Source organism: Streptomyces sp. NBC_00271 (genome assembly GCF_036178845.1).
In the GTDB taxonomy this organism is placed as follows: Bacteria; Actinomycetota; Actinomycetes; order Streptomycetales; family Streptomycetaceae; genus Streptomyces.
In genome coordinates this window covers 2,172,752-2,186,930 of record NZ_CP108070.1, presented here as the reverse complement: position 1 = coordinate 2,186,930, position 14,179 = coordinate 2,172,752, and the positions used below count along the sequence as shown (strand labels likewise).

The following is a 14,179-nucleotide window of genomic DNA, read 5'->3' as shown; positions in this document are numbered from 1 at the left end:
TGGTGCCCGCGCACAGGAAAGCCGCCCGGGGGCCGCAGACCACGGCTCCCCGAATAGGCCGGACGCCTTCCCTCCTCGACCGTTGGCCTTTCCGCAGGAAACTCAACGTCCTGGTGATTGTCCCGCTCGCCGTCGTTTCGGCGATGATGGCCTACATCACCTACGCCGAGATCGACTCGGCCCGTTCCGCCGCCTCCACCGCCCAGCTCGTGCGGGACAGCGCGCAGGTCACCAAGCTCATCGACGGCGTGCAGACCGAGCACCGCCAGGCGCTCCTCGTCTCCCTGCGCTACGAGGCGGCCCGCTCCGGTGACAAGGCGCCGGGCACCTCCGCCTTCCTCCAGGCGCAGCAGAAGGTCACCGCCCAGGCGGAGGCCGTGCGGTCCACCTACGGGGACCGGCTGCCCGACGCCGAGGCCCAGGCGCTCAAGGAGCTGGAGGGCCTCGACAGCCTCCGCAAGACCATCGAAGAGGGTCCGATCCCCGCCGACAACATCGACCCGGCGTACGGATCGGTCATCGAGGGCCTCATCAACGGCCTCGGGCTCGGTCAGTCGGGCGGCGAGTCCTCGGAGTCCGCGGGCAATCTGCTGGACGCGCTGCTGCGCGCCGACACCGCCCACGCCTCCTTCGAGACCAGTGTGTTCGCGGCCCGGACCCGTGACCCCAACGCGCTCATCGAGTACACCGGAGCCGTCGGCGACTACGAGCAGTACACGTACCAGGCCGAGCGGTTCACCCGGTTCGCCAGCCAGGAACAGGGCGCCGAACTCGCCGCGATCGAGCACAGCCCGTACCAGAGCGTCGTCGCCCAGCACTACGCCGCGCTGCAGGTCGACCCCAGCGGTCTGGTCGCGGAGAACGCCTCGCAGCTGCGCGCCGCGCTCGACGACGCCCTGGCCGCCGACCCGACGTACCAGCGTCAGGCGGAGAACCGGCTGAAGATCACCGAGTCGCTCATCCAGCAGATCGCCGCCGACACCCAGAAGGCGTCCAGCGACGCCTGGTGGCAGGTGCTGTGGCTGGTGTCCGCCAACCTCGCCGCCTTCGCGGCCTGGATCCTGTTCTCCGTTCTGGTCCGCCGCTCCGTGGTGCGGACCGTGCGGAGCCTCACCGAGGCGGCCCAGCACGTGGCCGACGCGGCCGAGACCGAGCTCGCCCGGGTCGCCGACGACGACGCCGACGACGCGAGCCCGCCGCGCCTCGAGGCCGTGCCCGTGCCGGTCCGCGACGAACTCGGCGAACTCGCCGAAGCCTTCAACCAGGTGCAGGTCACCGCGACCGCCCTGCTGGAGCGCCAGGTCATCAGCCGCCGCAACATCGCCGAGATGTTCGGCAACGTCGGCCACCGCGTCAGTAACCTGACCGCTCGTCAGCTCGCGCTGATCGACTCGGTGGAGCGCGGCGAGACCGACCCGGAGGTACTGGACCGGCTCTACCGCATCGACCACATCGCGGTACGCCTCCAACGCAACGCCGACAGCCTGATGCTGCTCGCCGGCATCCGCGAGACGGGCCTGAATACCGGGCCCATGCGACTGAGCAACATCGTCCGCGCCGCGCTCGGCCAGATCGAGGGCTATCAGCGGGTCACCCCGCACGCCGAGGGCGATGTCACCGTCGCCCCCGACATCGTCGGCGACCTCACGCTGATGCTCGCCGAACTGCTGGAGAACGCGGTGACGTTCTCCCCGGCGTCCAGCAGTGTCGAGGTCGTCCTGCGGCCCCGGCACGGCGCAGGCGGCGGCGCCCTGATCGAGATCATCGACCACGGGCTCGGGATGAGCGCCGAGCGGCTGGAGGAGGAGAACGCCCGCCTGATCCGCCGCGAACGGCTCGACCTGGCCCCGACCGAGGTCCTGGGCCTCTTCGTGGTCGGCGGTCTGTCCCGGCGCTGGGGCATCGAGGTCGTCCTGACCCGCACCCCGGGCGGCGGCGTCACCGTCACCGTCGCGGTGCCCGGCTCCCATCTGCTGCTCGCCGACCCCACGGGGGCCGCGACCAGGGCCCCGCACATCCTGCCGCCGCCACGCCGCCCCGGCGGGACCGAACCGCGCTCCGCGGCGGTCGACCCGGAACCCGGCCCCTCGTCCCTGCCGCGCAGGATCCCCGCGCGCAGCCGGGGAGCGGACGGCCACACGGGCCGTCAGGAACCGACGGGCGACGGCGGCTACGGCGGCCCCGGCGCATCCCGGCCCCGGCCGGGCGGCACACGGGGCGCCACGACTCCGGGGGCGGCGCAGCCCGCGGAGCGCGAGACAGCGGGACGCGGCATGCCTCAGGACGCGGTCGGCGGCCCGGGCCACCAGCGGGGTACCGGCGCCGGCATGGAGAGCGGACAGGGCCGGCCGTCACGCGCCGCGGGCAGCGGCATGGACAGCGGGCTCGTGCAGCGGTCACGCGGCGCGAGCACCGGCCCGGGGAGTGCGACGGGGCAGCCGCCGCGCGGCCCGAACACCGGTACGAGCAGCGGGCTCGGTCTGCCGCCCCGCGGCGCGAGCACCGCGCGCGGTTCCGGTACGGCCCCGGCGGCACCCGGCAGCGCCCCGGCGCGACCGGGCGAGGGCGGCCCCAGCCCGCTCAGGCGGCGCGTGCGCGGCGCGACCCTGCAGGCCACCACCGCCTCGACCCGGCTGCCCAAACAGACCGTCACCAACCCACGGCCGCCCGCCTGGCAGACCGCTGACGCGGAAGCGGCACGATCCGAGATCGACGAGTTCGAGGAAGCCGTGCTGCGAGCCGAGCGCGAGAGCGCGACAGAGGCCCGCGGTACCGACTTCGGGTCGGCCCATTCAGGGGGCCGTCCCGACACCTCTGGCGATTCCAGCACAGAGAACAACAGACCCTCATTCCCGGAAGGCATGAGCAAGTGACCATGTGGACAGGTGAACCGGAGTCCGCGGCCGTGGAACAGGCGACGGACGTGAAGGCCGCCGCTGCCGACTTCAATTGGCTGCTCAATCGTTTCGCCACCGAGACCGCCGGCGTCGTCGACGTCATCGGGGTGTCCTCCGACGGTCTGTTGATCGCGGTGTCCCAACTGCGCGGCAAGGCGGACTCGGAGCGGCTCGCGGCCATCGTCTCCGGGATCACCAGCCTCGCCATGGGCGCGTCCGGCAACTACGGCCTCGGCGGGCTCAACAAGGTCATCATCGACCTGGAGGAAGGGCACGTCCTGGTGTCCGCGCTCGGCGCGGGCGCGGTGCTCGGCGTGGTCGCCTCCAAGGAGGCGAAGCTCGGGAACATCGCGTACGAGATGACCCTCTTCGCCAACCGCGCCGGTGCCGCTCTGAGCCCGCAACTGGTCATGGAGCTCAAGAACACCGTGGGGATCGCGCCGACCGGTTGACGGTCGGCGGGGGCGTCACGAAGGCCGGGACGACCCGCGAGGTGAAGGGTGAGGACGAGATGACGGCCGGCGAGCCATCAGCCGCCGACGACGACGCATGGGGAGCGGAGCACCCCCCGTCGATCGTCAGGCCATTCCTGCTGACCGCGGGGCGGATCGCCGGCGGTGACAGTCTGGTGCCGACGATTCCGATCGAGACGCAGGTCGTCGCGACGGATCTCGGTCTGGCCACGCTGGACGCGTTCGTCTTCGACCAGCACCGCGACATCATCACGGTCTGCCGTCAGCCGCAGTCGCTGGCGGAGATCGCGGCGAAACTGCGGATGCATTTGAATGTGATCAGAGTGCTCGCCGACGATCTGCGCGCCGACGGTCAACTGGCCTTGTACGCACCGCAGGCCGAATCCGCCCGCGACGCCACCGTATTGCGAAGGGTTATCGATGGTCTCCGAGCTATCCCCGACTCCCGGGGCGCGATCCGTGAGCGCTGACACCGAGGGTCCCCGGCCGCCGATGCCGGTGAAGATGGTGATCGCGGGCGGTTTCGGCGTGGGCAAGACCACCACCGTGGGTGCCATCTCCGAAATCGAGCCGCTCACCACCGAGGCGTCCATCACCTCGGTCGCCGCGGGCATCGACGACCTCTCCCACACCCCGGAGAAGATGACGACCACCGTCGCCATGGACTTCGGCTGTGTCACGCTCGACCCGACCCTGAAGCTCTATCTGTTCGGCACCCCCGGCCAGGAGCGCTTCGGGTTCATGTGGGACGACCTGGTCGAGGGCGCCCTCGGCGGGCTCGTCATCGTCGACACCCGCCGGCTCGACGACTGCTACGCGGCCGTCGACTACTTCGAGCACCGCGATATCCCGTTCGCCGTGGCCGTCAACGCCTTCGACGGCAAGGTCGAACACGATCTGAACGACGTACGGTGGGCCCTCGACGTCGGCGACCACGTGCCGCTCACCGTGTTCGACGCCCGCGAGCGCGGGTCCGTACGGGACGCGCTCCTCGTCGTCCTCGAACACGCCCTGGCGACCGCGCAGCAGTGAACGAAGGAAGAGGGGGGACGGCCCTTGTGGCTCGTCCCCCCTCTTTCTCTTTTCCTCAGGCCGTACGGCGCCTGCGCACCCCCGGGGACACCGCCACCCGGGCAATGGCCCAGAACAGCACCAGCACGAGCAGTGCCAGGATCGCGGTGAGGGCCGCGCCGCCCACCACCTTCTCGTAGTTGCGCTGGTAGAGGCCGTCCAGGATGTAACGGCCGACCCCGCCGAGGCTCACATAGGCCGCGATGGTCGCCGTGGACACGATCTGGATCGCCGCCGAACGCAGACCGCTGAGGATCAGCGGCAGCGCCGCCGGCACCTCGACCTGGAACAGGACCTTCCCCTCCGGCATGCCCATGCCGCGGGCGGCGTCGACGGGGGAGGGATCCAGGGTGCGGATCGCCTCGTAGGTGGTGATGAGGATCGGCGGGACCGCCAGCACCACGAGCGGGATCATCACGGGCACGATGCCGAGGCCCAGCCAGACGAACATCAGCACCAGCAGACCGAAGGTGGGCAGCGCCCGGGCACCCGCCGACACGAAGGCCAGCGCGTTGCCGCCACGCCCGGTGTGCCCGGTGACCAGGCCGATGGGCAGGCCGACGGCCGCGGCGATCGCGAGCGCCCCGGCGGTGTACTGGAGGTGTTCCCACACGCGCTGCGGGATCCCGTCGTACCCGTGCCAGTGGGAGCCGTCGGAGAAGAAGGACTGAATGAAGTTGAGTACGTTCACGAGACGCTCTCCGGAGTGCGGGCGGCGCCCGCGATCGTGGACGTACGGCGTGCGGCCTTGCGGCCGGAGGCCGGCTGCCAGGGGGTGAGCACGCGGCGCAGCAGGACGAGCACGGCGTCGACCAGCACCGCGAGAACGGCGGTGGTGACCACCGAGTTCACGGCGAGGAGAGGGCGGTGGTAGAGCATCGCGGTGGTGAGCAGGTTGCCGAGCGCCCCCTGGTTGCCGATCAGCGAGCCGACGCTGACCAGACTGATGCTGGAGGCCGTCGCCACGCGCAGTCCGGCCATGATCGCGGGTACGGCGATGGGCAGTTGGACCTGGAGGTAGCGTCGCAGCGAACCGATGCCCATCGCCGCGGCGGCGGCGTTCGTCTCCTCGGGGACCGAGCGGACGCCGTCGACGACCGCCGGGACGAGAACCACGAGACTGTAGAGGGTCAGCGGGATCATCACGGTGGTCTTGCTCAGGCCGGTGTAGTCGATGAGCACCACGAAGAAGGCGATCGAAGGGATCGCGTACAGCACCGTGGTGATCCAGAGGACCGGCGGATAGATCCAGTTGACGCGGACGCACAACAGGCCGATCGGCAGTGCCAGCAGGAGGCCGACGAGAACCGGGACCAGCGCCTCCTGCATGTGGGTGGAGATCAGGCCGAGATAGCTGCTCTGGAGGTCGCTCGGGATGTCGAAGAAGCCGTTCATCGTGCGGCCTTCACCGTGGAGACGCCTTCGGAGTCCGCGGCGCGGCGCTGCCTGGCCGCGCGGATCGCCGCGGCGACCGTCTCCTGCCCGGCGAGCCCCAGCACGCGTCCCGTCCCGTCCACGGCGACCGCCTGACCGGTGGGCGAGAGCACCGCCCGGTCCAGCGCGACCCGCAGCGAGTCCTTGCCGACCTCGAAGGCCTGCCCGTGCGGCTCCAGTGCCTGGACGTCACCGGCCCACACCGTCAGGTCGGCCCAGCCCAGCGGCTTTCCGTCCGCGTCGGTGACCAGGACCGGCCCCGCGCCCGCCGACTCCCCGGCGAGCTGCTGCCAGTCGCTGCCGACCGGGAAGACCCGGGAGCGGTCGAGTGCGAGGTCGCGGGTGGACAGGAACGACAGCCCGCGGATGCCCCGGTCGCCGCCGAGGAACTCCTCCACGAACGCGTCGGCGGGCGCCGACAGCAGCTCGTCGGGGGCGGCGAACTGGGCGAGCTTGCCACCGGTGCGCAGTACGGCGACGCGATCACCGATCGTGATGGCCTCGTCCATGTCGTGGGTGACGAACACGATGGCCTTGCCCAGCTCGCCCTGGATGCGCAGCAACTCCTCCTGCAGACCACGGCGGACGACCGGGTCGACGGCGGAGAACGGCTCGTCCATCAGCAGGATCGGCGGGTCGGCGGCGAGCGCGCGGGCGACACCGACGCGCTGCTGCTGGCCGCCGGAGAGCTGGTAGGGGTAGCGGCGGGCCATGGCCGGGTCCAGGCCCACCCGTTCCATCAGTTCCGCCGCGCGGGCGCGGGCGCGCTGCTTGGACCAGCCGAGCAGCCGCGGCACCGTGGCGATGTTGTCGAGGATCGTGCGGTGCTGGAAGAGCCCCGCGTTCTGGATGACGTAACCCATGGACTGGCGCAGGGCGTTGACCGGCTTGCGGAGGATGTCCTCGCCGTTGACGCGGATCGTGCCGCTGCTGGGCTCGATCATGCGGTTGATCATCCGCAGTGTGGTGGTCTTGCCGCACCCCGAAGGCCCGACGAGCACGGTGATCGAGTGGTTCGGTATCTGGAGGGACAGGCGATCGACGGCCACCGTGCCGTCGGCATATCGCTTGCTGACATCTTCGATGGCTATCAAGCGTCGAAACCCTTCGGGAACGGCTGTGATCGGACGTGACCGGATCACATGCACGAGGGTGCGTAGTCTAGCCAGTTGGCGTGTGCGTTCGGGCACCGCAGGGTGGCCGGTTGTGGAGGGTGCGCAGGTGGAGCCCGCCGCGTCGCACGAGCCGGTCGGGTGAGGGCGGGCGCTCCGCCGTGCGGGTGATCTCCGGGCATGGCGGCGCGGAGGCGACGACATCCCCCGGGAGACTGTCGCCCTCACACTCTGTCGCCCCTGCCGCCACAGCCCGGAGAGACCCACTTGCGATTCCCCTTCCGCCGGGCCGCGCTGGCCGGCGCCGCCGTGCTCGTCGTGTCGTCCGCCCAGGCCGCACCCGCCGCCGCGGACGACACGGTGGCCGACCCGGCCCAGTACGTGAACCCCTTCGTCGGTACCGCGCCCGGAGGGGCCGATTTCGGCCATGGCGGCGGTGCCGGAAACACCTTCCCCGGCGCGACCGCACCCCTCGGCGGGGTGCAGTGGAGCCCGGACACGGTGACCTACCAGCACGGCGGGTACGCGTACGGGGACAACCGGATCAGAGGGTTCAGCCTCACCCACATCTCCGGGGCCGGCTGCAGGGACTACGGCAACGTGCCCTTCATGCCGATGCTCGCCGGCGACACCAGCGGGCAGGCGACCTTCTCGCACGCCAACGAGCAGGCGACACCCGGCAACTACCGGGTCACCTTCGACAACGGCATCCGCAGCGAACTCACCGCCACCCGGCGCTCCGGCATCGCCCGCTTCACCTACCCGGCCACCGACGACCGCCCCGCCGCGCTGAGCGTCGACGCGGGCAAGGCGTTCAACGCGGCGACCGGAACGGTCGACATCGGCACCGACACCCTGTCCGGGTTCACCGACAGCGGCGGCTTCTGCAAGTCCGCCAACCGCTACCGGCTCTACTTCCACGCCGTGTTCGACCACCCCTTCGCCCATGTCGTCCACCCCGACGGCAAAACGGGCGCCGCGCAGGTCTCCTTCGGCCCCGACGTACGCACGGTGACCGTCCGCGTCGGCGTCTCCTTCGTCAGCGTCGACGGCGCCCGCGGCAACATCGCCGCCGAGCAGCACACGAACCCGTACGACCAGATCCGGCGGGCCGCCCGTGCCCAGTGGAACGACTGGCTCGGCCGCATCCGTGTCGGCGGTGGCACCGACACCCAGCGCCGGGTCTTCTACACCGCCCTGTACCACTCGCTCCTGCACCCCAGCGCCTTCAGCGACGCCGACGGCCGCTACCCCGGTATGGACGGCCGCATCCACACCACCCCCGCCGGACACGTCCAGTACGCGAACTTCTCCGGCTGGGACGTCTACCGCTCCCAGGTCCAGCTGCTCGCCCTGCTGGCCCCGCACGAAGCCTCCGACATCGCGCAGTCCGTCCTCAACCAGGGCCTCCAGGCGGGCTACTTCGACCGCTGGACCGTCGCCAACGGCGGCACCGGCGTCATGGTCGGCGACCCGCTGCCCGTCATCGCCTCCGCCGTGTACGCCTTCGGCGCCACCGACTTCGACGCCCGCGGCCTGCTGCGTGCCGCCATGGCGGGCCGCGACGACGAGCGCCAGCGGCCCGGACACACGCAGTACGACGCCCTCGGCTACATCCCCGCCGGCACCAAGGGAGTGTGGGGCTCGGCGGCCACCACTCTCGAATACGCCGTTTCCGACTACGCGTTGGCCCAGCTCGCCCACCGCCTGGGCGACACCGCCGCCCACGACACCCTGCTGAAGGCCTCCAGGAACTGGCGCAACCTCTTCAACCCCGCCACCGGCTACCTCCAGCCGCGCGCGGCCGACGGCACCTGGCCGGCCTTCACCCCCGCGCAGAAGAACGAGTACGTCGAGGGCAACGCCGCCCAGTACACCTGGATGGTCCCGCACGACCTGCCCGGCCTCTTCACCCTGATGGGCGGGAACGCCGCCGTCACCGCCCGCCTCGACACCTTCTTCACCCAGCTCAACGCGGGGGGCACCCAGCCCTACGCCTACCTCGGCAACGAGCCGTCGTTCGACACCCCCTGGGCGTACGACTTCGCCGGCCGCCCCGACCGCGCCCGCGACACCGTCCGCCGCGCCCTGGCCACCCTGTTCAGCGACCGCCCCGACGGCCTCGTCGGCAACGACGACCTCGGCGCCATGTCCTCCTGGGCCGTGTGGGCGAGCCTCGGCATGTACCCGCAAGCCGCCGGCACCGGGCAACTCGCCCTGGCCGAACCGGCCTTCCCCAGTGTCGTCGTACACCGCCCGGGCGGACCGAGGACGGTGCTCGTCGCGCCGGACGCCTCCGCCACCAGCCGCGACATCCGCACGCTCACGGTCACCGCGCCGCAGCGGAAGGGCTGATGAGTCCGGCGTCGAGGTAGCGGGCCGGTCGGGGTCGTCAGACGGCGACGACCCCGACCCCCGCCTCCGTGAACCGCCGCACGGTCTCCTCGTCCACCGCCGCGTCGGTGACCAGTGTGTCCACCGACTCGGCCGCGCAGATCCTGGCGAAGGCGCGCCGGCCCAGCTTGCTGGAGTCGGCGGCGACGATCACACGCTCGGCGCGCTCGCACATCAGCCGATTGATCGCTGCCTCGGCCTCGTCGTGGGCGGCGGCCCCGTGCGTCACGTCGAAGGCGACCACGCCCAGCACGGCGACGTCCATGGTGATCTGGCTGAGCACACCGTCCGCGAGCGGCCCGACCAGCTCGTACGACTGTGGGCGGGCCACCCCGCCGGTCAGCACGATCTTGAACTGGGGCCGGACGGCCAGTTCGCCCGCGATGTTGAGCGCGTTCGTCACCACGGTCAGCGCGGGTGACCCCGAGGCGAGATCGGGGCGCAGGGCCAGTGCGCGGGCCACCTCGGTGGTGGTCGTGCCGCCGGTCAGGCCCACTGCCTCGCCGGGCGCGACGAGATCGGCCACCGCCTTCGCGATGCGCTGTTTCTCCGAGGCGTGCCGGGCGGTCTTGTAGCGCAGCGGCAGTTCGTACGACACGCCGTGGACGACCGCGCCGCCCCGGGTGCGCACGAGCATCTGCTGCTCGGCGAGCTGGTCGAAGTCGCGCCGGATCGTGGCCGGAGACACCTTCAGCTCGGCCGCGGCCTGCTCGACCTCCAGCCGGCCCCGCTCCACGAGCAGTTCCAGCAGGGCGTTCCAGCGGGCGTCGCGCGACATCCGCACTCTCCGTTCCTCGATCCTTCGCGACCCTAGCGCACCCCCGGCGCACCACATTCCGTGGCATTTCAGCAGTCGACATGCTTGATTGTGCTCGAAAGTCAGCCTTAACTTGCACTATCTTGCATGGACAGCGTCAGTGGGAGGGGTACGGCATGACCCATGTCGAGCACGAGCTGAACAGCCAGCCCGAGTGCTGGATCCGCGCCGCCGAGCAGGCCAAGGCGCACGACGGCGCACTGCCGGAAGGGGGGGAGCGGGTCGCGATCGTGGGCTGCGGGACCTCCTTCTTCATGGCGCAGGCCGCCGCCGCGCTGCGTGAGGGGTCCGGGCAGGGCGAGACGGACGCCTTCGCCGCCTCGGAGTTCCCGGAGAGCCGCTCCTACGACCGTGTGGTCGCCCTCACCCGCTCCGGCACCACCACCGAGGTGCTCGAACTCCTCGGGCGGCTGCGCGGCCGTACCCGGACGACCGCGATCACCGCCGACCCCGCGACCCCCGTGATGGAGCGCGCGGACGACCTCGTCGTACTCGACTTCGCGGACGAACGCTCCGTGGTGCAGACCCGGTTCGCGACCACCGCGCTCACCCTGTTCCGCGCCCACCTCGGACTGCACACCGACGACGTCGTCGCCGACGCGCGCACCGCGCTCGCGACCCCGCTGCCCGAAGGGCTCGTCGACTGCGCGCAGTTCACCTTCCTCGGCCGCGGCTGGACCGTCGGGCTCGCCAACGAGGCCGGGCTGAAGATGCGTGAAGCCTCCCTGGCCTGGACCGAGGCGTACCCGGCGATGGAGTACCGGCACGGGCCCATCAGCGTCACCACCGCCGGCACGGCCACCTGGATGCTCGGCGAGGCCCCCGAAGGGCTGGCCGAGCAGGTACGGGCCACGGGGGGACGGTGGGTGGCGGGTGAACTCGACCCGCTCGCCGAACTCGTCCGCGCCCAGCGGCTCGCGGTCGCCGTCGCCGCGGCCCGCGGACTCGACCCCGACCGGCCGCGCCACCTCACCCGCTCGGTCGTCCTCGCCCCGTCGGCCCGCTGAGCCGTCGGCCCGCGCACCCAGAAGGAGGAGTTGTGCCACTCGCAGCCACCGGTGACCTCGTCACCGCCGCGGCCGGGGCGCGGACCGCCGTCGCCGCGTTCAACATCATCACCCTGGAGCATGTCGAGGCCGTCATCGCGGGCGCCGAGTCCGTGGCCGCCCCCGTCGTCCTCCAGGTCAGCGAGAACGCCGTGAAGTTCCGCTACGGACGGCTGCTGCCGCTGGCCCGCGCCGCCGCCGCGGCCGCCGAACGCGCCTCGGTGCCCGTCGCGCTGCATCTCGACCACGTACAGAGCGACGACCTGCTCCGCCAGGCGTCCGCCGCCGGATTCAGCTCGGTGATGTACGACGCGGCTCGGCTGCCCTACGAGGAGAACCTCGCTGCCACCCGGGCCGCCGCCGACTGGGCACACGCACAAGGCCTGTGGATCGAGGCCGAGTTGGGGGCGGTGGGAGGCAAGAACGGTGAGCCGCCGCTCGACGCGCACGCGCCCGGCGCCCGCACCGACCCCGCCGAGGCCCGCGCCTTCGTGGCCGACTCCGGCGTGGACGCCCTGGCCGTCGCGATCGGCAGCTCGCACGCGATGACCACCCGCACCGCCGCCCTCGACCACGACCGCCTCAAGCGGCTGGCCGCGGCACTCGGCGTGCCGCTCGTCCTGCACGGCTCCTCCGGAGTGCCGGACGACGAACTGGCCGCGGCCGTCGCGGGCGGCATCGCCAAGGTCAACGTGGGGACCGCCCTGAACATCGCGATGACCGGCGCCATCCGGGAGTTCCTCGCCGCCCACCCCGAAGCCGTCGACTCCCGCACGTACCTCAGCGTGGGGCGGGAGGCGATGGCGGGGACGGTGGCGCGCCTGATCCGCGTACTGAACGCCTGACCTCGAGGGGCACCGACGTCGACCAGCTTCTCGGTCGGGGCCGCCGACGGCGTGTGGGTGCGGCTCACCGCCGCTGGTAGCTTTTCACCATGCGGGAGACGGAAGTCCACCTCGGCGAGCCGCCCGCCGTCGTCAACATAGGCGTCGGCGTGCACGGCGTGGCGAGCCGCACGGACGTCTTCCGGCTGCCGGAGCTGTGGCAGCTGCACCTCTACCAGTACGACGCCGAGCTGACCGTCGACGGCACCGCGCACGCCATCCGCCCCGGCCGCGTCAGCCTCGTACCGCCCGGCACCACGGTCCGCTACCGCTACCAGGGCCGCTCCGAACACCTCTACGCCCATCTGCGCATCGCCCCCGCCGGGCCGTCCCGCACCGTCCCCGTGATGCAGGACGCGGGGCCCGAATTCCCCATGCTCTCCAGCCTGTTGCTGAACGCGATCGCGGCGGCCCCCGGGGGACCCGAGCACACCCGGGCCGAGATCTGGACCGCGCTGTGGCGCGTCGCCCGGCTCACCCCGCCCACCGCCACGAGTCGCGGCCCGCACCCGGCGGTCGGCGCGGCCATCGCCCACATCGAGGCCCGGCTGGCGGCGTCGCTCACCATCCCGGAGATCGCCAGCGCCGTCGGGATCTCCCACAATCACCTCACCCGGCTCTTCCGCGCCGAGACCGGCACCACGGTCGTGGCCTACATCCGCCGCCGCAGACTTCAGCGCGCCCACCATCTGCTGCGCGCCTCGACGCTCTCCATCCCGGCGGTCGCCGCCTCCGTGGGCATCCCCGACCTGCAGGCCTTCAACAAGGCGTGCCGCCGCGAACTCGGCGCCTCGCCCCGCGTACTGCGCGGAACTACTTCTTGACGGCCCTCAGGACGACGAACTTCGCGTCGCTCGCCACGAGTTCGCTGTTGCCGAAGAGGCGGCGCAGCTTCAGGTGGTAGCCGAGATGGCGGTTTCCGATGACCCACAGTTCGCCGCCCGGCCGCAGCGCGCGCCGCGCCCCCGAGAACATCCGCCAGGCCGTGGTGTCCGTCGTCGCCTGGTGCGAGTGGAAGGGCGGATTGTTCAGGACGAGGTCCACGCTCCCGGCGGGGATGTCCGCGAGTCCGTCGCCCACGCGGAACTCCGCGCCCACGCCGTCGGTGTTCTCCCGGTACGTCTCCTCGGCCGAGGCGACCGCCTGGTACGACTCGTCCACGAACAGCACCTCCGCCTCCGGGTTGGCCAGCGCCATCGCCGTACCGACGACTCCGTTGCCGCAGCCCAGGTCAACGATCCGCTCGGGACCCCGGCTGCGCGGCAGGTGCTGGAGGAGGAAGCGGGTGCCGATGTCGAGACGGTCGGCGCAGAACACGCCGGCGTGGTTGACGACGGTACGGCCGGAAACCGGCCCGATGTCGTCGGGGAGCCGGTAGCTGTACGGCCAGGGGTTGGCGGCCCTGGCGATCCCGGGGTACGGGGTGCAGAAGATCAGCCGGGCCTTCTTCTCGGCCAGCGAGGTCCGGGTCGGGCCGAGGATCCGCTCGAAGAGGTGCAGCGTCGAGGTGTGGATCTCCTTGACCATGCCCGTGCCCACGACGACGGTCCCCTCATGCACGCCGGGCGCCAGCCGGTGCAGCTGGTCCTCCAGCAGGGCGAGGCTCTTCGGCACTCGGACGAGCAGGACGTCGATGCGGTCGGGGGGCGTGTCCTGGGTGGTCAGCAGCCGTACCGCGGGCGCCTCGACCCCGTTGCGGGCCAGGTTCGCGCGGGTCGCCTCCTGTGCGAGGAAGGAGTCGGTGATCTGCGTCGGCCGGTGCGCCGACAGCGCCGTGGCGAGCGCTCCCCAGCGGTCGCCGACCACCACGACCGACCCGGACAGCGGCGTTCCGCTCTCCGCGAGGTGCCGCAGCAGATAGGTGTCGGCGGCGTCCCAGGCACGGAGCTGGTCGCGGGGGTCCTCGGGGAAGCGGGCCAGCGCGTACTCGGCCCAGGGCGCGGTCATCCGGTCGTTCATCGTGGGTCAAGGCTAGCCGAGCCGCAGCTCAGCCGGGTCCGGGCCGGGTCTTGATCAGATGCGCGCACGGGACGGGCGGGGTGCGCGAGGAT

13 protein-coding genes are annotated in these 14,179 nt (G+C 71.7%); 8 read left to right on the top strand and 5 right to left on the bottom strand.

What is annotated here, in order from left to right; translation table 11 throughout:
• The first annotated feature begins 2 nt into the window (after window positions 1-2).
• Genes OG798_RS10485 through OG798_RS10470 form a run of 4 tightly spaced genes read left to right on the top strand, consistent with a single transcriptional unit; the run spans window position 3 to window position 4,402 of the window.
• The gene (locus OG798_RS10485; RefSeq protein ID WP_328756857.1) at window positions 3-2,873 is read left to right on the top strand and encodes a sensor histidine kinase; all 2,871 of its coding nucleotides are present in this window, start codon (window positions 3-5) and stop codon (window positions 2,871-2,873) included.
• A 2-nt stretch (window positions 2,874-2,875) separates the two neighbouring features.
• A complete protein-coding gene (locus tag OG798_RS10480) occupies window positions 2,876-3,349 on the top strand; it encodes a roadblock/LC7 domain-containing protein (RefSeq protein ID WP_095856220.1) in 474 nt (157 codons plus the stop codon).
• A 59-nt stretch (window positions 3,350-3,408) separates the two neighbouring features.
• Complete coding sequence (locus OG798_RS10475; RefSeq protein WP_060898551.1) at window positions 3,409-3,840, top strand: DUF742 domain-containing protein; 432 nt, start codon at window positions 3,409-3,411, stop codon at window positions 3,838-3,840.
• Entirely contained in the window at window positions 3,791-4,402 is a 612-nt protein-coding gene (locus tag OG798_RS10470; protein ID WP_095856221.1) for a GTP-binding protein, read from the top strand. The genes OG798_RS10475 and OG798_RS10470 overlap by 50 nt, the downstream gene beginning before the upstream one ends.
• 55 nt (window positions 4,403-4,457) lie before the next feature.
• Here the strand turns inward: OG798_RS10470 and OG798_RS10465 are convergent, their stop codons facing one another.
• Genes OG798_RS10465 through OG798_RS10455 form a run of 3 tightly spaced genes read right to left on the bottom strand, consistent with a single transcriptional unit; the run spans window position 4,458 to window position 6,969 of the window.
• On the bottom strand, window positions 4,458-5,132 hold the full coding sequence (locus OG798_RS10465) for an ABC transporter permease (RefSeq protein ID WP_075025595.1): 675 nt from the start codon (window positions 5,130-5,132) through the stop codon (window positions 4,458-4,460).
• Window positions 5,129-5,836, bottom strand: coding sequence for an ABC transporter permease (locus OG798_RS10460; protein ID WP_067373069.1), 708 nt, complete (start codon window positions 5,834-5,836; stop codon window positions 5,129-5,131). Before OG798_RS10460 ends, OG798_RS10465 begins: the two co-directional genes overlap by 4 nt.
• Window positions 5,833-6,969, bottom strand: a complete 1,137-nt coding sequence (locus OG798_RS10455; protein WP_261688715.1) for an ABC transporter ATP-binding protein — start codon at window positions 6,967-6,969, stop codon at window positions 5,833-5,835. The genes OG798_RS10460 and OG798_RS10455 overlap by 4 nt, the downstream gene beginning before the upstream one ends.
• Before the next feature lie 285 nt (window positions 6,970-7,254).
• Here OG798_RS10455 and OG798_RS10450 point away from each other — a divergent pair, with 285 nt between their 5' ends.
• Window positions 7,255-9,342 (top strand): GH92 family glycosyl hydrolase, encoded by a 2,088-nt coding sequence (locus OG798_RS10450; protein WP_121416978.1) that lies wholly within the window; start codon window positions 7,255-7,257, stop codon window positions 9,340-9,342.
• Between the two features lie 37 nt (window positions 9,343-9,379).
• On the opposite strand, the gene OG798_RS10445 is transcribed toward OG798_RS10450, so the two are convergent.
• Entirely contained in the window at window positions 9,380-10,159 is a 780-nt protein-coding gene (locus OG798_RS10445) for a DeoR/GlpR family DNA-binding transcription regulator (protein WP_121416979.1), read from the bottom strand.
• 155 nt (window positions 10,160-10,314) lie between these two features.
• On the opposite strand from OG798_RS10445, the gene OG798_RS10440 reads away from it, so the two are divergent.
• The 3 genes from OG798_RS10440 (at window position 10,315) to OG798_RS10430 (ending at window position 12,952) form a co-directional block, all read left to right on the top strand.
• Complete coding sequence (locus OG798_RS10440; protein ID WP_095856225.1) at window positions 10,315-11,205, top strand: SIS domain-containing protein; 891 nt, start codon at window positions 10,315-10,317, stop codon at window positions 11,203-11,205.
• A gap of 32 nt (window positions 11,206-11,237) precedes the next feature.
• Window positions 11,238-12,089 carry a class II fructose-bisphosphate aldolase gene (locus tag OG798_RS10435; protein WP_328756856.1) on the top strand — a complete coding sequence of 284 codons (852 nt, stop codon included), beginning with the start codon at window positions 11,238-11,240 and terminating at the stop codon, window positions 12,087-12,089.
• An 89-nt stretch (window positions 12,090-12,178) separates the two neighbouring features.
• Window positions 12,179-12,952 carry an AraC family transcriptional regulator gene (locus tag OG798_RS10430; protein WP_095856227.1) on the top strand — a complete coding sequence of 258 codons (774 nt, stop codon included), beginning with the start codon at window positions 12,179-12,181 and terminating at the stop codon, window positions 12,950-12,952.
• On the opposite strand, the gene OG798_RS10425 is transcribed toward OG798_RS10430, so the two are convergent.
• Window positions 12,942-14,087, bottom strand: a complete 1,146-nt coding sequence (locus tag OG798_RS10425) for a methyltransferase (protein WP_179436669.1) — start codon at window positions 14,085-14,087, stop codon at window positions 12,942-12,944. The genes OG798_RS10430 and OG798_RS10425 overlap by 11 nt on opposite strands.
• Window positions 14,088-14,179: the final 92 nt, after the last annotated feature.